This is a genomic window from Gemmatimonas sp., assembly GCF_046594945.1.
Lineage (GTDB): Bacteria > Gemmatimonadota > Gemmatimonadetes > Gemmatimonadales > Gemmatimonadaceae > Gemmatimonas.
In genome coordinates this window covers 14660-35969 of sequence record NZ_JBKJRB010000086.1, presented here as the reverse complement: position 1 = coordinate 35969, position 21310 = coordinate 14660, and the positions used below count along the sequence as shown (strand labels likewise).

The following is a 21310-nucleotide window of genomic DNA, read 5'->3' as shown; positions in this document are numbered from 1 at the left end:
GACTCGTGCCTCGTGCCTCGTGCCTCGTGCCTCGTGCCTCGTGCCTCGTGCCTCGTGCCTCGTGCCTCGTGCCTCGTGCGTCGTGCGTCGTGCGTCGTGCGTCGTGCGTCGTGACGTACGCCTCACGCCAATGAGGCCTGCACTCGAGGTACCGAAAACAACAACAGCCGGAACACGGAGCCTACGGACGACCCGGAATCAGCACTGAGAAGGTGAGAAGCGCTGTTCATCTTATCCGTGGCCGTTCGGTGTAATCCGTCGTTTCCGTGTTCCAGCCGTTGCCCTTGCCGTTGCCCTTGCCCTTGCCGTTGCGGTGGCCGTGGCTCGTGCTTCAGAACGTCACGCGCACCGAAGTCACCGGTCCGAGTGACACGAATACGCGTCCATCGAGTGCACGAGCCGAACTTTTCATAATGCCGCGCAATGGCCCCGCGTCGCGGGCGGGCTTGACGATGCCGTCGGTCGCCAGCAGTCCGAGTAGGCCGCCAGCGCTGGCCAAGGCGAGGGTGACTTGCCCCTCGCCATTGGCCATCGCGGCGACACCGCCGCCCATCAGCGCTCCAGCGAGCGCACCCAGTTGCACCAGCGTCCCATCGGCACTCGTGCGATCGGCCCTGCGTACGAGACCGCGATCGGCGAGAAAGGCACCGGTAAGAAGGCCGGCGGCGGCCAAGCCGTACCTCGGCTCGTCGTCTCCACTTTCACCAATCAGTGACGAGGCGGCCGCGCCGCCCAGCAGGGCACCGGCGAACGCCACGCTCACATCGCCGGCGGTCACGTTGTAGGCAGCGCGTCGCGCATAGCGCGGGCCAAGCGCGTAGCCGAGAACGCTCGCCCCGATCGCGCCGCCCACGACGGCCTTACCGGGCCCGCGCAAGCTGTTGTCGGTATTTCTGTAGCTGCCGAACTGCGGATTGTTCGCGTCAGAGGGCACCACCGTGGTCCGCCCCTTGAATGCGCCGCTGCTGCCGCCGATGCCGAGCACGGTAAGCGCGCCGAGGTCGGCAAAGAACCCGGCACTGGCGGCTTCACCGTCGCTGAGACCACGGGCTTGTTGAAAGCCGGCGATCGTGCCACCGATCGCGCCGGCGAGAATGGACGTTCCCCAAGCGGGTCCGCCGTCAGCGTTGGCGATCGCCGCGATGCCGATGCCGGCAAGCGCGCCTCGCGTACCGCCGTGGGCCGCGCGTGCGGCCTGCGCGCGCGTGACCACTCGGCCCTTGACCGTGTTGGCGGCTACAAAAAACGACGTACCGGCCGCCAGAAAGTAGCCGCCGGCGGCCGCGGCACTGCTACTTCTGCTCAGAATCGCGGCGGTGGCCGGCCCGTAGGCCACGAGTCCGAGGAAGGTCTGGTTGCGTACGAACGTGTTGCCCGCCGGTTGCGATACGACCACCCCGGTGCCGGCACCAATGAGGCGCTCGCCGCCGCGTCCCTGCGCGACCAGGCCGACGCTCACCGCGTTCTGCAGGCTCGAGAAGGCGGCGGCGTCAAGCGCGATGCGGGCCACGGTGCCGTCCAGGCGCTCCACCACCAATACATGTTGGCCGCCGTCCACCCGGTAAAGTCGCGCCTCCCGAAAGGAGCCGACCACCGGCCATGCCGGCGCGACGAGGCCGAGTCGTGATACCAGCGTCGGCGTGATGATGGTGATGCGGCGCGCGCTGTCGAGGGGTACGAGCGTCTCGACGATGGGCACGACCTGCGCCGCCAGCGGGCGGGCGGCGGTGGCCGTGAGGGTCGCGGCGCCGACCAGAGTGAGCGCACAAAACACGCGAGCGGACAAGGCAGGGAGCATTCGGACCTCAAGGATGGGAGGAAATTGGACTCACACGATTAAACGTACGGCTTGTACCGCCGGCTGCGCGCAGTCGTTCCAGCAGCGGTGGCACGCCCGGTCGCGATAGCGGAAGGCCCCTCGGGCGCGTAGCATTGGGAGCAACACGGACACCGTCGGTCCGTGGATCCCCAATTTGGTGGGGCGCCATGTCACGTCCGGAACGGGCGGAGGATTCTCCGCCACCAATGCTGGTTGAGTCCCTCGAATCGTTGCCATTTGCCGCCGTACTGGTCAGTGTCGGCGGACATGTGCTCGAGGTCAACCGCGCGTTCATCGCGCTCACGAGCATGACCGTCGCGCAGCTGCGGGGACGTCCGTTCGACGAGGCCCTCTGTCCGGACCTGGATCCGCCGACAGTGCAACGAATCCGGCACGCGCTCGCCTCCCGCCAACTGTTCGCGGACGAAGTGCTGTGCCAGCGGGCGAACGGAGCGCCGTTCTGGAATGACCTCATGCTGCTGCCGGTGCATGGGCCGCCGGGCGCGGATGCGACCATGGTGGCGCTGTTCCGGGACGTCACCGCCCGTCGCACCGCCGAGCATACGGTCGGGACAAGTGCCGCGAAGAATCGACTACTGCTGGATCTGATTCAGGCAGGCATCGTGGTGCACCAGGCGACCGGCGAAATCACCTACGCCAACGCCAAGGCCACGCAGCTGCTGGGCGTCACCTACGATACGGCGCTCGGCGCGCTCATTACCGATCCGCGCTGGCGATTCATCCGCGAAGATGGGTCCGTGCTGCCGCTCGAGGAATTTCCCGTCACGCGGGCCCTCACCACCCGTGCGCTCGTGCGGAACATGGTCGTCGGGCTTACGCGCGACAGCGACCAGCAGCTGGTGTGGCTGATGGGGAACGCTTATCCCGTGCTTGATCACACGGGCGTGGTGTCTGAAGTGGTGGTGAGCTTCACTGATGTCACATCGGTCAAGCAAGCCGAGCGCGCGCTGCAGAAGTCGGAAGAGCGATTGCGGCTGGTGTTGCAGGGGTCGAACGATGGACCTTGGGATTGGGATCTGGATACCGGCGAGATCTACTACAGTCCGCGCTATTGGGAGATGCTCGGCTACGCCGTCGACGAGATCGCGGCCGACTCGAGCACGTGGGTCCGGCTCCTGCACGGCGACGATCAGGCCGTGGTGCCGGCTCGGCTTGAACAGTTGCTTCGCAGTGACGCCACGACGTACGAGATCGAGTGCCGGATGCGGCACAAGGCCGGGCCCTTTCTGCAGATTCTCGCGCGCGGCTTCATCTTTCGCGACGCCGCAGGCGTCGCCCGACGTATATCGGGCACCCTCAGCGATCTCACGGAACGACGCGCGCTCGAGGAGCGCCTGCAGCAGTCGCAGAAGATGGAAGCCATCGGTCAGCTCGCCGGTGGCGTGGCGCACGACTTCAACAACCTGTTGGCGGTCATTGTCGGTAATCTCGAGATGGTGCTGAGCGACGACGCGGAGCCGGCCGACCAACGGGAGTTCGTGGCCGAAGCGATCGGCGCGGCACGGCGCGGCGCCGATCTGACGCGCCGACTGCTTTCGTTCTCGCGGCAGCAGCCGTTGCAATCAACCGTCGTCGATGTCCATGAGGTGATCACGAACCTGAGTCGGGTGTTGCGGCGCGTGATCGACGAAACGATCCGCGTTGAGGTGCGTGTCGCGCCGGACCTTCCGCACATCCGGATCGACGTCGGACTGCTGGACAACGCGCTGCTCAATCTCGCCATCAACGCACGTGATGCGATGCCGCGGGGCGGCACGCTCACGATTCACGTGGACGGCGTCAATGCGGCGGATGCTCGGTTGCTCTGCGACGCGGTGCTCGAACCGTGCGAGTACGTTCGCATAACCGTGGCTGACAGTGGCATCGGGATGTCCACGGACGTCTCGGCGCGCGCGCTCGAGCCCTTCTTCACGACGAAGCCCCTTGGACGCGGCACGGGGCTCGGCCTGAGCATGGTGTACGGATTTGTGAAGCAGTCCGGCGGACAAATGGTGCTCGACTCGACGCCCGGTGTCGGCACCGCGGTCACGCTGCTTTTCCCCGCGTCCGATGTGCCGAATTCCGACCGCGTCGTACTGGTCGAGCCGGTCGTGCATGGGGCCGCATCGAGCGAGACGGTGGTTTTGGTCGTGGAGGATGATCCCAACGTGCGGCGGCTCTGCCTGCGTACGCTGTCATTGCTGGGCTACTCCACGCTCAGCGCCGAGGATGGCGCAGACGCCTTGCGTGTGATCGACGCCGTGGAGCGGGTGGATCTCGTACTCACGGATGTGGTCATGCCGAATGCGATGAGCGGTCCGGAGCTCGCGAGCGAAATCGCCCGACGGTGGCCCGACCTGACGGTGATTTATATGTCCGGCTACACCGCGGACTTCCTCGCGCGCGAAACCGAAACCAGCGTGTCCTTCCGACTGCTGCAGAAGCCGTTCACCGTCACGGAACTCGCGCTCGCCGTCCACAACGCGATCGTCTCCCGCCAGAGCTGATAAGCCGCGATGTCCATCCGATGAGCACGGCCGCCTTTGCCGCGCAGTGCGCCGTGCTCGGACTCCGCACCGTGCGCACGATCGACCAGCTGAACGCCGCCTACCGGCCGCTCATCTTGCAGTGGCATCCCGATCGCCATCACGGACAAGCCGGTCACGCCATCGCGCTCGTGCGCGCGACGGCGATCAACGAGGCCTACGCGTTTCTCTCGGCCGCGCTCGAGCGCCAACGTACGGCGCGGGCATCGGCATCGCCGGTTGCACCACGCGAGTCGCGTCCGGCGTCACACGATGGGTTTCCCGATGCCTCGGTGCTCGAGATCTTCGTAAAGCCGTCGACCGTCATCTCCGTGGGCTACAACGGCGCCACCGCTGATCTGTTCGTGAAGTACATCGGCCACCGCATCTATCGCTACATGGGCGTGCCGCCGACGGCGTTCGAAGCGTTGCTACTGGCGTCGTCGACGCCAGAATTCGTGCGTGTACATATTGATCGACAGTACACGTACGAGGTGCTGAAACGTCCGACGTAGTTGCCACGTCGGACGTTGCTGTTCTGTGTGAGTTGCCCGTCAGGAAAAATTCCCTGAAGATCGGGAATTCCCCTACGAGGGTGCGTGTGGTCGATCCGTAACGCTCTATGTAGCGGTACCGCATCCGGTGCTGCCACACGACCTTTCGGGAGGACCCGACCATGCGCGCTCTCACGATTCTTGCCATTGGCCTTGCGACGATAGCGACCGAAGCCGCGGCGCAGCAGACCCAGCCCCAGCCTCCCACGCGCTTGCCGGTGACGCGCGTGATCGGGGATACGATGAAGCTCGTGACCGTGCAGAACGATCGTGCGACGCCGGTAACCGTTTTCCTGGAGGCCGACGGCATCGGTCGTCGTCTGGGAGTCGTGGCGGCCGGTGATGTGGCTACGTTGCCGCTGCCGGCGTGGGCGGTGAATGGCCGCCGCACCGTGCGTCTCTTGGCTCGTCCCGAAGGTGCCGGATTCGGCGTCGCCACACCCTCCTTCTCAGTCTCAGGTTCGGTGCGTATCGGCCTGCTCGTGCCGCCCAGCGCGGGCATCGCCAGTATCGATAGCATCCCCGTGCCGCTCACGGCTGAGGAGCGGGCCAGCACGACGATCACGATCGACAACCCGCGCAACAAGCCAATGACGGTGTTCGCCGAGCAGGGCGTGCGCTCAATCCGTCTCGGCGAAGTACCGGCCAACACGCAGACCACGCTGACATTTCCGAAGGACCTCATCCGGCGCGGTGACGCGATCCGCGTGTTCGTGCGCCCCGCTGGAGGCACCGACGTCGCCACCCGCGCCATGAACTTGAAGTCCGGCGATCACATCGCGGTGGAAATCGTTTTCTAACGGTGAATCGCGACTGGCGACAAGCCCGCTTGCTGTTGCGTCACACGATAAAACGATTCGAGCCCAACCCGTCCTGAGCCGCGACACCGGGTGACCTTGCCAGTGCTGGCGGTTCCGGACATCATCCGCCATGTCATTCTCGCACGAAGATGTCACCCTTGGGCTCGTGGTTCAGCTGGACACGGCCGTGTTGCGGTCCCTTGGCGGTTGCCAAACCAATGCCGTCCTGGGACCCGAGGGGGACCGGTCGGTAGTCGGTACGCAAGATTTTCTTGTTGTGGGACTGGACGCGGCGGCCGGCCGCTGTACCGCGGTGCCGCTTTTCGCCAAAACGGCCGTCGGCAATCAGCCCCTCGAGAACGGCAAGAAGTCTGGACGGGCCGAACAGTGGATCGGCACCGACACTTTTTTCTCGCGCTGGCAGCATTGGCGCCTTCCGGTCGCCTCGGTCGTGGCCGCGTCGGCCGATGACCCGGCCACCAATGCCGACCGTCGTCGCTACGCCGCGACCGATCGGTCGGCGCTCGATGACATCAAGAACTGGGAAGGGCGGAACCGCGCTTCCTATCGGGACGCGTAACACGAGGCTACCATGAACCGGCGCGTGGCCAATGATGAGCGGCTGCGGGCGATCGGGCGGATTGGCCCGACGGAAATGCCGGTTCGTGCCGTCGTTGGCCGGGGTGCGTCGCTCCCGCTTGCTGGCCATGCAGCACCACCTCGACGCCATGGGCATCCGCGTGCTGCGACACAAAGGGCAGGGACAGGCCTTCGCGCGGTTGCGGGAGTATGTGCGCGGAGATGATCCGCGGCATATCGACTGGAAGGGCACATCGAAACGGGGCAAGTTCATCACGCGTGAGTTTACCGTGGAGCGCTCGCAGACAGTGATCACGCTGTTGGATGCCGGGCGCGGCATGACGCAGCTGTCGGGCGAATTCTCCCGTTTCGAGCATGCACTCAGTGCTGCGCTCATCCTCACCGACGTGGCGTCATCCTCCGGTGACCGGGTTGGTACGCTGGTGCGCGATGCGTTCATTCCCGTGTACGCCACCTCGCGCGAGCCCGACTACGCATCCTCGTTCCGCTTTCTGGCGGCCCATCATAAAGCAGCGCGCATTGGTGGTGTACTTCACCGACATGATCGACGTGCGTGCCTGCCAGGCGCTGCTGGCTCATGTCGCGCACAGTGCGGCGCGGCATCGACGGAGCCGCTCTTCGAGCGTGCGGCAGCCGAAGAAGTGATTCAGGCGCGCGAGGCCGCGTTGGAGCGGATGCGTCGGGCCGGTGTGGTGGTGCTCGACGTTTCACCGCAGACCATGACGGCGGGTGTCGTGAATCGCTATCTCGAACTCAAGGCACGCGGCGCGCGGTAGGTCCTCGGTAAAACAGGTAGATCGCCAGCACTACGGCGCTGGTGGCCGACACGGCCAGTTTCGCGTGCAGCGACAACGCGGCATTGGGTGACACGAATCCTTCGATCACGCCCGCGAAGAGCAACAGAAATACGGCGCCGGCTAGCAGGCGGAAGGCGCGACCTCCACGCTGGACCAGTACCGTGCGGCGCGATGAAGGAAAAGATCAGCGAACCGATCCCCTTGGAGAGGTAGAGGCCAAGAGCGGCGCCGATGCTGACGCCGTTCATGATGAGCGCCCAGCAGGTGAGCAGTCCGGCCGTCATGCCACCCGCGAACGCGATGAACGTGACCTGTACGTTGTTGGTGGCGATCTGCGAGGCCATGACCGGGCGGTACACCTGAGGATCCTCGATGTAGCCTTTCCTTCGCTTCGCGTCCACGACGCCGTTGGCAGCGCGGGCCAGCATTCCCGGCGGTAACAGCGTCGCCGCCAGCGTGGGGTGCGTGACCACAGCGCGGGCGGCAATCAGCATCGGACCGAACAGCAGCGTGGCCGCAACCGCGATCGGCAGCCCTGAGGCACGGACCTCGGCCGGCCCATCCGAGAACAGAAACGCGACCAACCGGCGTAGCGTGAACGACCGACGCCGGTACAGCAGACTGTGCGCACCGGCGACCAGACGCGATGCCGTTCGCGCGCGGCCCCAGTGTCGTTCCGCGCGGCAGCTCCTTGCGCGCGCGCAGCGAGCTCGTGGTCGTGCAATCGCACCAGGTGCGCGATGGGAAGATGCGCCGGATCCTGCGTGAGCTTGGTGCGGAAGCGCTGCGCCAGACCGGACGCCAGCTGTGTGCGACGCGCTGCGTCAAACTCGATACGACGCTCTACGAACCGATCGAGCAGCTGAAACTCGGCGTCGGTCAGGCTCGCCGATAACGGCGGCAGCGTCGGCGCCTCGCCTCGGGTGTCGGTTCGACCGAACGTTCGTGGCGTAGTCGGCTGCGTGACGAGATCTTCCTTGACCACGATCGTGCCGGCGGCCATATCGCCCAGCCGCTTGCCGCGCGCATTGGCGATGATCGTCACGAGGCCGATGGCGTACAGGAAAATCGGCTGCAGGTCGATCGCGCGCACGACGTTGCGAATGGCCGATGCTTCGAACGTGACGGGCAGGCCGCCGTCCTTCACGACGCGCAACTTCATGATGCGCTTTCCCGGTGTCTGCCCGTCGCCCAGCGCCTCGAACAGCACGTAGTACCGCCAGAGAATCGCGACCTGGACGACGCCCAACACGGCCATCACCCACGCCCCCGACGAATCGCGTGACGACGTGCCGCCCACTCTCACCGGCAGCTGCAGGAAGGCGACAATGACCGCTAGGAACGTCGCGATACAGATCGCGTAATCGATGAATGCAGCGGCAGCGCGCGAACCCACGCCAGCCACCGTGTACGAGAGTACGACGAGTTCCGGCGTCTCGACATCGACCGTCTGCGACAGTGGCGGACGGGCAGTCTGCCCCGACGCCGGCGGCGCGGGCGGAATAGTGGTCACCATTACCGTAAAGAGCGGAATGCGTCCCACGGCGGCAAGTGAGTCCGCTCTGCATGGCCAATGCGGAGGGCGTCGCCGTGTTAGAAGGACAGCACGGTGCGCCACGTGACCACGTGACCACGTGGCCGAAGGCGCGCAGGCTCGACGATCGTTTCCCGTCCGGTGCCCCACGAGGCATGGGTTATACCGACGCCGATCCGATCGGCGGGCCGTGCTGTCAGCACGCCGGTGAGCGTCAGTCCGCCTCCGCGATGCACGTGGATCGCCGGCACGTTTAGACCGGAGGCACCGAACTGCGCGAAGGCGGCTACCTCCGCGTGGTTCTCCGCATCCTCGTTCCGATCGTGGCCCTGCCAGCGCGTCTGGTCGAGCGTGGCGTACCAACCGCGAGTTCCGGCGATATCGAAGGCGGCGTCGATATCGGCCGTCATCGAGGAAAACATGCCGGTGTGCTGCCATGCGCCGACACCGAGACTTCCCGCGAGCGGCGACCTCTCAATTGTCCACTGCTGGTTCGCCTGAGCGATCCGGAACCGTGACGTGCCGCTAGCAGGGGCCGGCGCCCCGTCGCGTCCGTCGACGACGCCAACACCGACGTTGAATGTCGACCGTGGACTCACCGTCGCTTCCACACCGAACGACGGGAGCGGGAATGTTGGAGCGGCCACGATGCTGGGCGAGAATCCCATCGACGCGTTCAGGAACGACGCGCCGTGGTCGGTGCCCGCAAAGCTGTTGTTGAAGTCGATCCGGCCGGTTTTGATGCGAATGCGATCCTGTAGAAAGCGCTGCTCGATCCACACTTCGCCATCGCGCGAAAATCCTCGGCGTCGATGTTGGGAAAGCTCTGCACGAACGACGCGTTGTCGGAGCCGTTGCGTCCGGTCCTCGTTTTGTGCTCTACGAACGCGGTTAGACCGCGCCCGCCGAGCAGCGAATTCATATCGAGCGTCAACGCGAGGATACTATGGGTGCGGAGCGCTCGGGCCTCCGAGCCGACCTCATCGCTGAGGTCGCACCGATCGGTCGGGCGACACGCGCCGTCGTGATCCTCGGTTGCACGCCATTCACGGCCGCAGGTAATTCAGGCGGGCGTCCTGCGGTCCCGCGGCTCACGCTGGAATCGGAGACGACAGCGGCGCGAACGCCAAGGGCCGCGAAGGAGATAATCAGTCCGGCCGCAACGGCCAGTCCCAGGCTCGTCAGGCTGTGACGACAATTGCCACCTTCGAACGACTACGCTGCGCCTGCGGTCGGTTCGGAGCGGCTGGCGCGATGACGGGCGAAGGCGGCCACCAGATGATCGCGGAGATCGCACAGCAGCTGTCGACCGGTGTCGGTCGAGTGTACCGACTCGATCGTACTGTCGAAATACAGGCAGCCGATCAGTTTCTGCTCCAGCACCAGCGGAAGCAGCGCGAAGTTGCTGGGAGAGAGGTCTTTGATGAGACGATCGCGTCCGTACATTTTCGCCTGGGCGCCCGTCATCTCCACGAAAAGATCGCTTCGTACCTGCAGCGCGGCACCGAGTGGGCCAAAGGCGGCGGTCGGTCGCAGGAGAAAGTTACGCGCTAGTTCGGCGCTGCCGCGGCCGATTCCCACGCGTCCGCGGATCACTTTGAAGTCCTCGGTGCTGATCCCGAGCACGCCACGTTCGTAACCGGCTTCGCACGCCGCGCGCAACGTGGAGTCGGTGACCGATCCGACGCTGAAGGCACCCTGCTGTTGTTCGCGTTGTTGCACGAGCGTGCGAACCACATCGCGCAAGCGTGCTTCCTGAGTGGAATCATTCGGATTGGGCGCCAGTCGATCGATCGCTTCCTGCAATGTCGCGACATCGGCCGGTGTCAGTGCCGCATCACGATGTGCTCCGTCCGCCGTCGCACCATCCGCTCGATCACGCTGTATCAGCGCAACCTCCCTGGCATCGGCGTGTCCACGCAGCCAACGCTCCAGATCCACCTGCATCGACGACAGCGTCGGCTTTGCATCGTCGATCGCCGCTACCATGCACACCTGCATCGTCGCGACATCGATGCCGATCAGCGGCGCGAAGCGAGTACGTATTTCGTTCACATCCGTGTTCGCACCGACCGACGTCGAGGCGGCACCGTACAGACCGCGCGCAATCTCGGCGCTGCACTGCGTGACCGCGTGCAGCGTCTCGCCTTCAAGTGACACACCACGATACGCGCGCATTGTGCGCACCACCGCGACGGGCATGCCCCAGCGCTTTGCCAGCGCCACGCCTACCTCTTCGAAGGTGAAGCCGAACTGCGTCGCTTCCGTGCCGTCGACGGCCGGTCCTTCGCCCTGCACGCGCTGCAGCCACGCGCGGTAAGGGCGCGGTCGATAGCACGCCACCAGTAGTTCGCCGAACCGGCGGAACAGTCCACACAGATAGGCGAGCTCGGGGCGATCGTACCCCGCCGCGAACGACAGCTGTAGGCTATGATTGGCCGCGAGCACCGACTCGACCAGCAGATCGCGCACCGATGGCGCGTCCTGTTCCAGCTGCTCGAACACACTGGCCGCGGTGGAGAGGTGCTGCACGCGATCGAAGCCCAGCAGCATGATCGCCTGCTTCACCGACCCGACGTTGCTCGGCGACTGGCCACCCCCCGCGACCGCGTTGGCGATTCGCAGCACGTTCGCCGACAGCGCGACGTCCTGCATGATCGCGTGCTCGAGGAGGCCCACCCGGGCGTCTCGGTTGGCGGCCACGCTGCCGATGGATTGCACGTTGCGCACGAAGGCTGGCAAGTCGGCCGCCGCCCCCACCGCTTTTACGAAGGCCTCAGCCTCGGGCGTGAGGTTGGCGGTCGTGCTCATGCGGAGTCGTCCGTCGCATCGACGCTCGAGGTCAACGAGGCCAGCAAGACCTGACGGAGCGGGAGCGCCCCCTGCTGGCGTAGAAACGTACTGATCGGCGAGTCGGCGGCGAACAGGGCCACGACTGACGTGAGCGACACGTCACGCCAGACGCGGGGCTCTTGATCGTGGAAGCGTGCGAACACGAGTCCTTCGTCCACACGGAATTCGAGTGGTCCGCCGAGGACGCCGCGAACTCGTAGCACGGCCCCGCGGTCCTCGAACGTGGCCGACTTGTCCGGCACGGAAAGCTCGATGCTCATTAGGTACGCCGCCGCGCAATGGCGTCCACCACCAGGTCGGCAATCGATTTCGTGTATCGTACCGTGGCCCGGTCGGGCGCTGGTCCGTTGCCGATGCGATCGCAGTAGATACAGCCGATCACCTTCCCGAGCACGACCAGCGGAAAGACGCCGAACTGCGATACGCCTTGCTCGTTCGCCCACCGCTGTTCCATCGTGTGCAGCGTGCGATCGGTGGGGAGATACAGCGCCTGTCGCTGCTGCGTCAGTGCCACCACGGGTCCTCCGCGGGCCGATACCGGAAACGAGAAGCGCGCGAGGAGCGCGTCGATGTCGGTGCCCAATCCGGTGCGCGCCACCAGCTGCATGCGGTCACCCGTCATGAAGCAGGTGACCACGCGGTCGAACGGCCCGCCACGCATGATCACTTCCATCGCCTGCAGCAGCACGGTGCCGATCGTCGTGCCCGACGCGGGATCGGCCCCCTCGTCGAGCTCGTTGCGCAGACGCGCACGCACCGTGACATCGGGCTCGGCGATCATGACAGGCACATCGCCATCGTCGGGCAAGGTCAGCGACGCACCAAAGGCCCTTCGCGCCGCCGCATTGAGCTCGCGTAGACGCAGAACGCTCTGTTCGCTGTCGGTGCCCAGCAGCACTTCGCGCGTTTCCTGCAGCGCGTCGCTGGCGATGCGACCGACTTGATCTCGCGTGAGGCGGATGCGCGATTTGTGGGCGTCCAGCATGGCATCGAGCGCCGGTCCGACGCTGCTGGTGCTGTCGGTTTGATACAACGTGCGGGTCAGCTCGTGGCTGAACGCGGTGACCGAGGCGAGCACCGACGGTGACGTGTGCGTACTCGCCCGCATACCTTGGGCAATGGTGTCCGGGAGACCCCACTGATTCGCCACTTCGACGCCGAAGTCCGTGTACGCGAAGCCGAGGACCATGCGCCGTGCCGACGCCTCACTGCGCCCGTCGTCCTGAATGAGGGAATGGATACGTTGGTAGTCGTCGTGGAAGTAGCAGGCCACGAGCACTTCGCCGAGGTTGCGGAACATCCCCGACAGGTGCGCTGCTTCGGGGTCGTCGTGACCCAGCTGCATCGCGGTGGCGCGGGCATGGTTCGCCGTCAGGAGCGACAGGATCATCAGCTCCTTCAGTTCCGGTGAGCGTCGCTGAAAATGCTCGAAGAGCAGCATGCCACCAGCCAGCTGCCGCACGACCCGGGCCCCCAACATCATCATGGCATGCGTCGCGCTTTCGGTGGAGCGACCACCGCGTCGATAGTGCGCGCTGTTGGCCGTCCGTACCACGCTGAGGGTCAGGCCGTACTCCCGCAGGACAATATTGGCCAGCCGCTGCAGGGAGGCGGCATCGTCGTCGATCGTGGTGATTGTGTCGATCACCTGCCGCGACAACGCGGGGAAGTCGCCCCCCTGCATGATGCGCGCGAGCCGCGTCCGGATCGAGAAGCTGTCGACATCCCCGCTGGTAACGCTATCCGTGTCACCACGGCGGTCGGGTGCTGTACTGACGAGGGGCAGGGGGTCCTGAAGACGCATCATGAGATCCAGTATCGGCACCTCGCGCCAATGCTAGCGCGTGAAGATGCTTTTACGTGGCGTGGCCCGACCGGCTATCGTTCTTCCCATGCCGATTGATTACGCGCGGCGTTTAACCGGCACGGTTCGCACCAAGCGTGAGAACTCCCACCTTGGCGTCGGGTTGGCGTTCGTTGCGGGCGCCACGAATGCCGGCGCCTACCTCGCCGTGTCGCAATACACGTCGCACATGACGGGTATTGTCTCGTCGATGGCCGATGCCGTGGTGCTGGGACAGACTGAGGTCTTCCTCACCGGCGTGGGCTCACTCTGCGCGTTCACGCTCGGGGCGGCCACCACCGCGGTTATGGTGAACTTCGCGCGCCGCCGAGGCCTCAGCAGCGCCTATGCCCTCCCGCTGCTGGTCGAGGCGGCGCTGCTGCTGATATTCGGGTTTCTTGGGGCGCGGCTGCAGCTGGTACACAGCATCTTCGTGCCGGCCACCGTCAGCCTGCTCAGCTTCATGATGGGGCTGCAGAACGCCGTCATTACCAAAATCTCCCAATCGGAGATCCGGACTACTCACGTTACGGGTATCGTGACCGATATCGGTATCGAACTCGGCAAGTATGTCTATGTAAACCGGCACGAGAGCTCGGCCGCGCCGCGTGTGATGGCCGACCGCAGGCGCCTGAAGCTGCTCACCATGCTTCTTGCGTCCTTCTTCTCGGGCGGCGTGCTCGGGGCGATCGGTTTTCGTTCGATCGGCTACAGCGCCACGATTCCCCTGGCCGTCGTGCTGCTCACGCTCGCCGCCGTGCCGGCCTTCGACGACGTGCGCAGCGCACTCCGGGACGAGCGCGGCCGCGGCGAGTGAGACCGCAGACAAGCCGCCTTGCCGCGAATGACCGCCGATGACCGCCGATCCAACCACAGCATGCATCTCGGGCGCGGTCGAGCCCAACCTTCGCTCGCGAGCCGTTGGCCGATCCGTGGGCATTCGTGTCGATCCGCGGCAAGGCAGTTTGCCCGCGAGGCGTGCCGACCGTCGCCGTCGCCGGACTCCCCCCGAAGCCGGTCGGTCCGCACATTGAGCAATAGTGATCTTTGCCGCCCGCTCCTTTCCGATGATCGGCCGGATCGTCCGCGCCGCCTCCACTTTTCGACACCGCGCTATGAGCCGTCGTTCGCTGTTCGCCAACCTTCGCCCTCCGACTCTGCTGGTCGCTGCGCTGGCCGCTCGGGCCGCCTTCGCGCAGCAGCCGGCCAAGCGTGTCGCCCCCGTGTTCGTGAACGGTATGGCACAGGTGATCCCCGAATGGCGCGATTCCACAACGTGGGTTCGCCATGATCTGTGGGTCGAGACCGACTTTGACAGTGATCGTGACGGACGCAAAGATCGTGTCCACGTGGACGTCACTCGCCCCGCGCAAACGGACGGTGGTGGCCTGAAAGTGCCGGTGCTCTACGGATCGAGTCCGTACTTCGCCGGCACGTCGGGCGACGATTCCAACTGGAACGTGCAGCAGGAACTCGGCGATCAGCCCCCCACACGCCGCGCCATGGCTGCGCCGGTGCATCAGCCGAACCGCCGGCGCATCTCGAACGCGCTCGTGAACGAGTGGGTGCCGCGCGGCTTCGCGGTGGTTCACTCGGAGGCGCCCGGCACCGGCTTGTCGCAGGGATGCGCGACCGTCGGCGACTATCCCGAACGCGCGCCGATGAAGTTCGTGATCGAGTGGCTCAACGGTCGCGCCAAGGGTTTCACCACGCCCACCGGACGCGACGAAGTGCGCGCTACCAGCTGGTCAACCGGCAAGGTCGGCATGATCGGCACGTCGTACGAAGGCACGCTGCCGTTGGCTGCGGCGACGACCGGGGTGAAGGGACTCGAAGTGGTCGTGCCGGTGTCACCGAACACGTCGTACTACCTTTACTACCGTTCGAACGGGCTCGTGCGCTCACCCGGTGGCTACTTGGGCGAAGATGTCGACGTGCTGTACGACTTCGTGGCCAGCGGCGATCCGGCCACCCGTGCACGGTGCGATGTGCTCTGGAAGCGCAACGTGTTTGCGGGACCAAAAGGACAGGACCGCGTCACCGGCGACTTCAACGACTTCTGGAAGAAGCGCGATCTGTTGCCGTACGTGAAGAACATCAAGGCCGCCGTGCTACTCGCACACGGTCTGAACGACTACAACGTGACGCCGGCGCATAGCGTGCGTATTTACGACGAAATGAAGGCGCGCGGACGACCGGTTGGCTTGTATTTGCATCAGGGCGGCCATGGTGGGAATCCGCCGGCGGACATGCTCAATCGTTGGTTCAGTCACTACTTGTACGGCGTGAACAACGGCGTGCCGGGTGACCAGTCGGCGTACATCGTGCAGGATGCTGGCGCACAGGCCCCGATGGCGGCCGTTGCGGCGCCATCATCGTCCGGGGCGCCCGCGCCGAATCCGCGGTTGCGCGCCGCGGCGTTGCCGACGCCCTTCGCTACGTTCCCCGTGCCGGGCACGCAGAACGTCACGGTTCATCCTACCGCGGGTGGGCGACGCATCGCGTCGCTGGCGTTCGCGCCGGTTACCACGGGCGCCGAGTCGCTCATCGACGACGTCGCGTTCAGCGGTAGCGCGCTCGCGAGTGCGTCGACGTCGGCCAATCGGCTGTTGTACGCGACGCCGGTACTCACCGATACCGTGCACCTCTCTGGCACGCCTCGCGTGACGCTGCGCATGAGCGCCAACGTGAAGGCCACGAATCTCAGCGTGTGGCTTGTGATGCTCCCCTACGACTCGGCGCGCGCTGGCTCTCAGAGCCACGTCGGCAACGTGTCGCACGGGTGGGCCGATCTGCAAAACGCGAAGGCACTCAAAAAGGGCGGCAACTACGCGTCGAGGAATCGCGGTAAGCCGCTCAAGACCGGCGAGTATCGCGAGGTCACCTTCGATCTCGAGCCTACCGACGAATTCATTCCTGCCGGCAAACAGCTCGCGGTGATGATCATGTCGAGCGACCGCGAATTCACGTTGTGGCCGAAAGCAGGGGCCGAGCTCACCCTCGATCTCGCGAAGTCATCGTTCCGACTTCCCGTGGTCGGCGGAGTGAGCGCGCTGCAAAAGGCCGGCATGCGCTGACGCACGGGTCGCCTTTACTGGTCCGTCTCAACTGCTCTGATTCTCTCATGCGTTTTCTGTTTCGTACCGCGGTACCGGCGCCGCTTTAGACGGCGGCGTACACTGGCACAGTATGGGACTCGGGAATACGCAGCACATCGGTTCCCACGATCTTTCATCGCACGACGAGTCGCGTATCCGGATCATCACCCTCGATGTCTCGCCGCTGCTGCAGTGATACCGTCGCGCGTCCGTTCGGCACGATCACGGCGGGACAACACCGGTACGTGGAATCTGCGGGCGACCGATGCGACCAGGCAGGGACCGAAGATCGGTGGTGGCGGTGGATTTGGTGGTGCACCGCAGTCTACCGGCAACATCAATGATCCTGGTTTTCCCGCCGGGTTCAATGCCCGTGCGATCGAAGCGCGCGGTACGGGCGCCGGCCAACCGGTAACGTGACCGCGGCTGGCGTGTGGAAACTCAACGGGTGACGGGCTGCACCTGAAGGAATTGGTGAGTCGAGAACGCAGGGAAGTTGAGATCGACGCCAGTGATCGGCGTGATGTCTCCTTCGAAGCGATACAGATCGATGCGACGCTGATCCCATGCCGTCACCGGGAACGATCGGACGAGGGTGAACTCCGGGCGCCGTAACGCTTCACGCAACAATCGTCGTCCAGCGGCCTCGTGGGTGACATCGCCGGTTTCAAACGCGATGTAACGGCATCCCGCACGTGTTCGCAGCGCCGAGATGACCTCATCGGTTGACGATACGTAGCTCTCCTCGACCACCTCGAACGTAGAACGCTCTGCCCTCGCGTACAGCAGCTTCGACGCCAGCAGTACTCGACGCTGAAAGGCCGGATCGAGCGCGCGCAGGTAGAACACGAAGACGCCGCTGTGGGCGCCGTCAAAGAGCACCGCATCATTCGGCGCTGCCTCTTTGAGAAACGCCGCGACCTCGCGAATCCCGGATACGGTTGGTACCGAGGTGCGTGTCGCCAACATGCTCATGGGCACGAGCGCCACCGCCACCGCGATAATCCTGAGTCGAAGCATTCGCGACGGCCAGTGCGCGGTCACCGATACCATGCCGACCGCGCCCAACAGCACCACGGCTGGCGTCGCGAGCAGGATATATCGTGTGTCGCGCGCAGGCAGAAAAGAGATCGACACGAGCACGGCCGCGATCCACACCGTAAGGAATCTCGCCTCGCGGCGCCACGTCGGCGTCGCGAGGCTGGCGGCAACCCCGATCCCACCCATCGCGAGCAGTCTCCAGCCCGTGAGTTCGGGTAATTTGCGCCAGTAATAGGTCCAGTTGACCACTCGCGTCAGTTCCGACATCGGCGGTAAGTGGCGGGCCAGCTGCACTGGCGCAAGGATCAGCGCGACGACAGCGGGCAGCATCGCCATGACGATCGCGGCTGCCAGCCATGCAAGCTGCCGACGGTCGCGGATCTCCCGCCGTTGCAGCACGATCCATCCGCCGCAGACGACGAGCACACTCGCCGCTTGATAGTATATGCCGATCGTGGCGACAGCACTCAGCGCCATGAGCGCCAGCTGTCGTCGCGCGCTCGACTCGATCCAGCGTCGTGTGTGGTAGAGTGTGGCCAGAGCAAGCGCGAGTGCTGGCACATTCAGCATGATGCTGTTCGACCATACTACGAGTGCGGGCGTGAGCGCGAGTACCGCTCCCGCCCAGCCAGCCATCGGGTCGATCCAGCGTCGCGCCCACTCCATCGTGTAGCCGCAGGCCACCAGGGCGAAGAGCAGCACGAGCGCTCGCGCGACATACGGTGACGGGCCGAAGATGGCGAATGCCAGCCCTTCGACGAGATAGAACAACGGCGGGTACGTCGCGGGCGAAATCGCCGGAAAGCGGGCGTAGTATTGCACGACGAAATGCAACGGGTCGCTCGGTGCCGCACGAAGGAGATCCCACCAGAACAGGCCGTTCATGGCATGTCGTGGCGCGTCGCCTTGAAACCACAGGCCGTCGCCACCATGGACTACGGACATCACCGCCAGTGCGATCGCTGCGCTCGCAGCCTGCGTGATCGGCGACTGCAGGAAACGGGTGGCGCTGCGTGAAGGACGCCGCACGCCGGGGGCCGGAATTCTGCTAATCAGCGGGTCGCGTGCCTGTCAATGTCAGCGCCTCGGCGTCTGCGGCGCGTAACTGCGGCTGATCGGCGGCGTCCAAAAACACGTCGTGCGACTCCGGGTTGCGGAACGGTTTGGCAGGTAGTGCACGAAGAAGGAGTATGGCCCCGCCTGCTTCAGCTATCTAGTGTTACGTAACGGGTCGGTTGGTTGGGAAGCCCGCTCGCGCTGGGTTCCGCGGCCTCGACGCCTCTTAGACCAGCGACTTGGGCGTGGTGCGCCCCACGACGATCGTGATGTTGTCGGTGCCCCCGCCGTCGAGGGCCTCCTGCAACAGCTGCTCGGCCGCCTGCTTCGCACTCGTCATCGAACCCAGCACCTCGGCGATGCGCGCATCCGTGACGTGCTTCGTGAGTCCATCCGAGCAGATGAGATGCACGTTGTGCCAGTCGGCATCGAGACGCGTGACCACGGGCATCGTCTTATCGGCGCCGATGGCACTCGACAGCACGTGGGCCATCGGCGAATTGCCGGCCTTGCTGGCCGACAGGATGCCGTCGTCCACGAGGTCCTGCGCCATTGTCTGATCGCGCGTGATCTGCGAAAGCACGCCATCGCGCCACACGTAGTAGCGCGAGTCCCCGACCTGCAGCAGGTAGTAGGTGGGCCACACACCGATATACAGCGTGAGGGTGGTCGCCATCGTGCCACGCAGCCCCTGCTCGTCTCGGCGCGCACGCACTGCATCATGCGCCTGCATCGCCGCCGATTGCAGTAGGTCGATGAACTCGGCCGCGTCGGCTCTGGCGCCGTAATACACCGTGACGCTGCCGTCTACATAGCGCATGAGCGACTCCACCGCGATCGCACTCGCCTCGGCACCACCCACGCCACCACCGACGCCATCGGCCACCATGGCCACGTACGCGAGACGCTGCCCGTCCTGGGGAAAGCGCTGCTCGATGTTCGGCAGGTTGGTGGAGATGACGTTGATGCGCTTGTGAAACGTGGCCATCAGGTAGTGATCCTGATTCTCCTTCCGCACCGTACCGGTGTGCGAGAGGCCGAACACGTCCATCTCGTCGTCGCGCGGCTTGCGCGGGGGGCCTGCAGGTTCGCTCATGGGAGTGGGGGGTCGGGTCAACGCATAGCTTAGCGCGCACGATGGGTTGTGGCGAGCGACCTGTATGAATAGATCGCGACTTTCCCGTGAGTCCGGACGGGTTGGCGTTCACCGGGACAAGGCGCCGGGCTGAGCAGGCGCAGCCGAGGACGCTCCTGCGGACGCTCCTGCGGAATCTCTCGGGTCGTTGCTCAGTGCAGCTGTTTGACTTCGACGAAGGCGGCGTAGACGCGATCCAGTTCGATCTGCAAGCCGTCATCGCGTCGGAGCAGTACGCTGCGGTTGGTGCAGCATTCACGGCGCATCACCATCCCGGGCCGAATGCCGACCGACGAGCAATAATCCCGAACAATTTCGAACAGGACCACCTCGACGGCAACGCGCTCACCGACCTGGATGTCGATCAGCGAACGGGCGGTTTGAACCACCGGTGTGGCGAGCATCGTATGCTCCTCGTCGAACGAATAAATGGCGGAAGGTGATCTTATCGTGTTCTCCCGACCCTGCAGTGATCATGCCGCCCAGCCACGGGCGCGAGGATTCGTGCGCGCCTTACTGAGGCGGACAGGACGGTAGCGCTTCGCGCAGCTCGCACGAAACATGCGTCCACCGTGACGTTCGCGCGGAGGTGCATACGTCACGCCGAACCGCATTCACGAACCCACTCTCCGACGAAGGAGCAACTATGCGGTGGAAATACGTCTCGGCCGTGGCGCTTGTCGCTACGCTGATAAAACCCACGACGTCCCACGCCCAGTTCGTCATCTACACGAATCAAGCGACGTTTCTGGCGGCGATCACCAACCCCGGCGTCGATACATTTTTCGGCTTCAACACGACCGGCACGACTGCGTCGCCGACTAGTCGCACGGCCGGCGTGTACGAGTACACGGCATCCGTCAGCAATCGCCAAGATTTCTTTTTTGGCGCGCGGACCGTGGAAAATCCCGCGCTCTCCACGAATACCGCCACTGACACCATCACCTTCGCCGTCTTCACCGGTGGCGTTGGCGCCATTGGCGGCAACTTCTTCGGCACCAGCCTCGACGGCGCGTTCGCGAGTGGAAACATCGTTGTCACGTTCGTCGACGCCACCGGCGCGCGGTCGACAACATTGACGGGGCCAACCGCCAGCAGATTCTTCGGCGTGGTGTCGTTGAGTCGCGTGATCAGCTCGTTTACCGTGAGCGCGGTTCAGCCCGGCGGAGAGAGCTCCCTCTTTCCCACCGTCGACAATCTCACCCTTGCTCAGACGACGGTGCCTGAGCCCGGTACGATCGCGCTGCTTGCGACGGGTCTGCTGGCCATCGGCCTCGCCGCCCGTCGCAAACGCGCGCTAGTCAATGCTCATGGTAATGCTCATGAGTAATGCTCATGAGTAATGCTCATGACGAAAGCGCCGGATAGTCGGTGTAGCCCTTCTCGCCCGCCGTGTAGAACGTGGCGAAATCCGGAGCGTTCAACGGCGCGTCGTCCTGCAAGTTGCACGGCTCAGCCGATGCGTTGGAGTCTCGCTTCCGTCGTGCGGTGATCGAAGGACAGCTGTCGCCCGATCCCGAACCGCGCCTGTTGGCCGCCTACGTGAGCACCATAATGTTTGGCCTCAGCGTCCAGGCGCGCGGGGGGGCAAGCGCGGAGGCGCTACGGCAAGTGGTGTGTACGGCCATGCGCGCCTGGCCGTAAGCGGTTTCATC

Annotated in this window: 20 protein-coding genes; 10 read left to right on the top strand and 10 right to left on the bottom strand. The window is 64.9% G+C overall.

Features of this window, described 5'->3' with window-relative positions; genetic code table 11:
- Positions 1–331 precede the first annotated feature (331 nt).
- Positions 332–1798: a hypothetical protein gene (locus ACLL97_RS10595; protein WP_411280440.1), complete on the bottom strand. Its 1467-nt coding sequence runs from the start codon at positions 1796–1798 to the stop codon at positions 332–334.
- A gap of 227 nt (positions 1799–2025) precedes the next feature.
- Here ACLL97_RS10595 and ACLL97_RS10590 point away from each other — a divergent pair, with 227 nt between their 5' ends.
- The 5 genes from ACLL97_RS10590 to ACLL97_RS10570 all read left to right on the top strand — a co-directional run bounded on the left by ACLL97_RS10590 (position 2026) and on the right by ACLL97_RS10570 (position 7074).
- Positions 2026–4326: a PAS domain S-box protein gene (locus tag ACLL97_RS10590; RefSeq protein ID WP_411280439.1), complete on the top strand. Its 2301-nt coding sequence runs from the start codon at positions 2026–2028 to the stop codon at positions 4324–4326.
- Positions 4327–4346: 20 nt separating this feature from the next.
- On the top strand, positions 4347–4859 hold the full coding sequence (locus tag ACLL97_RS10585; RefSeq protein WP_411280438.1) for a KTSC domain-containing protein: 513 nt from the start codon (positions 4347–4349) through the stop codon (positions 4857–4859).
- A 161-nt stretch (positions 4860–5020) separates the two neighbouring features.
- Positions 5021–5698, top strand: coding sequence for a hypothetical protein (locus ACLL97_RS10580; RefSeq protein WP_411280437.1), 678 nt, complete (start codon positions 5021–5023; stop codon positions 5696–5698).
- Positions 5699–5828: 130 nt separating this feature from the next.
- Positions 5829–6278 carry a hypothetical protein gene (locus ACLL97_RS10575; RefSeq protein ID WP_411280436.1) on the top strand — a complete coding sequence of 150 codons (450 nt, stop codon included), beginning with the start codon at positions 5829–5831 and terminating at the stop codon, positions 6276–6278.
- 103 nt (positions 6279–6381) lie between these two features.
- Entirely contained in the window at positions 6382–7074 is a 693-nt protein-coding gene (locus ACLL97_RS10570) for a DUF58 domain-containing protein (RefSeq protein WP_411280435.1), read from the top strand.
- Here the strand turns inward: ACLL97_RS10570 and ACLL97_RS10565 are convergent.
- From ACLL97_RS10565 to ACLL97_RS10540, 6 genes are all read right to left on the bottom strand, one after another.
- The gene (locus ACLL97_RS10565) at positions 7041–7523 is read right to left on the bottom strand and encodes a stage II sporulation protein M (RefSeq protein WP_411280434.1); all 483 of its coding nucleotides are present in this window, start codon (positions 7521–7523) and stop codon (positions 7041–7043) included. The two genes, ACLL97_RS10570 and ACLL97_RS10565, sit on opposite strands and share 34 nt — an antisense overlap.
- 59 nt (positions 7524–7582) lie before the next feature.
- On the bottom strand, positions 7583–8638 hold the full coding sequence (locus tag ACLL97_RS10560; RefSeq protein WP_411280433.1) for an RDD family protein: 1056 nt from the start codon (positions 8636–8638) through the stop codon (positions 7583–7585).
- Positions 8639–8688: 50 nt separating this feature from the next.
- Complete coding sequence (locus tag ACLL97_RS10555; protein ID WP_411280432.1) at positions 8689–9411, bottom strand: carbohydrate porin; 723 nt, start codon at positions 9409–9411, stop codon at positions 8689–8691.
- 433 nt (positions 9412–9844) lie between these two features.
- Entirely contained in the window at positions 9845–11440 is a 1596-nt protein-coding gene (locus ACLL97_RS10550; RefSeq protein ID WP_411280431.1) for an HDOD domain-containing protein, read from the bottom strand.
- Positions 11437–11742 carry a hypothetical protein gene (locus ACLL97_RS10545; RefSeq protein WP_411280430.1) on the bottom strand — a complete coding sequence of 102 codons (306 nt, stop codon included), beginning with the start codon at positions 11740–11742 and terminating at the stop codon, positions 11437–11439. Before ACLL97_RS10545 ends, ACLL97_RS10550 begins: the two co-directional genes overlap by 4 nt.
- The gene (locus tag ACLL97_RS10540) at positions 11742–13289 is read right to left on the bottom strand and encodes an HDOD domain-containing protein (protein WP_411280429.1); all 1548 of its coding nucleotides are present in this window, start codon (positions 13287–13289) and stop codon (positions 11742–11744) included. The genes ACLL97_RS10545 and ACLL97_RS10540 overlap by 1 nt, the downstream gene beginning before the upstream one ends.
- Before the next feature lie 85 nt (positions 13290–13374).
- Between ACLL97_RS10540 and ACLL97_RS10535 the strand changes: the two genes are divergently transcribed.
- From ACLL97_RS10535 to ACLL97_RS10525, 3 genes are all read left to right on the top strand, one after another.
- Complete coding sequence (locus ACLL97_RS10535) at positions 13375–14142, top strand: YoaK family protein (RefSeq protein WP_411280428.1); 768 nt, start codon at positions 13375–13377, stop codon at positions 14140–14142.
- Positions 14143–14440: 298 nt separating this feature from the next.
- Positions 14441–16402, top strand: a complete 1962-nt coding sequence (locus ACLL97_RS10530) for a Xaa-Pro dipeptidyl-peptidase (protein WP_411280427.1) — start codon at positions 14441–14443, stop codon at positions 16400–16402.
- A 213-nt stretch (positions 16403–16615) separates the two neighbouring features.
- On the top strand, positions 16616–16843 hold the full coding sequence (locus ACLL97_RS10525; protein WP_411280426.1) for a hypothetical protein: 228 nt from the start codon (positions 16616–16618) through the stop codon (positions 16841–16843).
- A 21-nt stretch (positions 16844–16864) separates the two neighbouring features.
- On the opposite strand, the gene ACLL97_RS10520 is transcribed toward ACLL97_RS10525, so the two are convergent.
- The 3 genes from ACLL97_RS10520 to ACLL97_RS10510 all read right to left on the bottom strand — a co-directional run bounded on the left by ACLL97_RS10520 (position 16865) and on the right by ACLL97_RS10510 (position 20059).
- Positions 16865–18493, bottom strand: coding sequence for a glycosyltransferase family 39 protein (locus tag ACLL97_RS10520; RefSeq protein ID WP_411280425.1), 1629 nt, complete (start codon positions 18491–18493; stop codon positions 16865–16867).
- Between the two features lie 253 nt (positions 18494–18746).
- A complete protein-coding gene (locus ACLL97_RS10515; protein ID WP_411280424.1) occupies positions 18747–19616 on the bottom strand; it encodes a PP2C family protein-serine/threonine phosphatase in 870 nt (289 codons plus the stop codon).
- A 191-nt stretch (positions 19617–19807) separates the two neighbouring features.
- On the bottom strand, positions 19808–20059 hold the full coding sequence (locus ACLL97_RS10510; protein ID WP_411280423.1) for a hypothetical protein: 252 nt from the start codon (positions 20057–20059) through the stop codon (positions 19808–19810).
- Between the two features lie 242 nt (positions 20060–20301).
- Between ACLL97_RS10510 and ACLL97_RS10505 the strand changes: the two genes are divergently transcribed.
- Entirely contained in the window at positions 20302–20985 is a 684-nt protein-coding gene (locus ACLL97_RS10505; protein ID WP_411280422.1) for a PEP-CTERM sorting domain-containing protein, read from the top strand.
- 71 nt (positions 20986–21056) lie between these two features.
- A complete protein-coding gene (locus ACLL97_RS10500) occupies positions 21057–21299 on the top strand; it encodes a hypothetical protein (RefSeq protein ID WP_411280441.1) in 243 nt (80 codons plus the stop codon).
- The last annotated feature ends 11 nt before the right edge of the window (positions 21300–21310 follow it).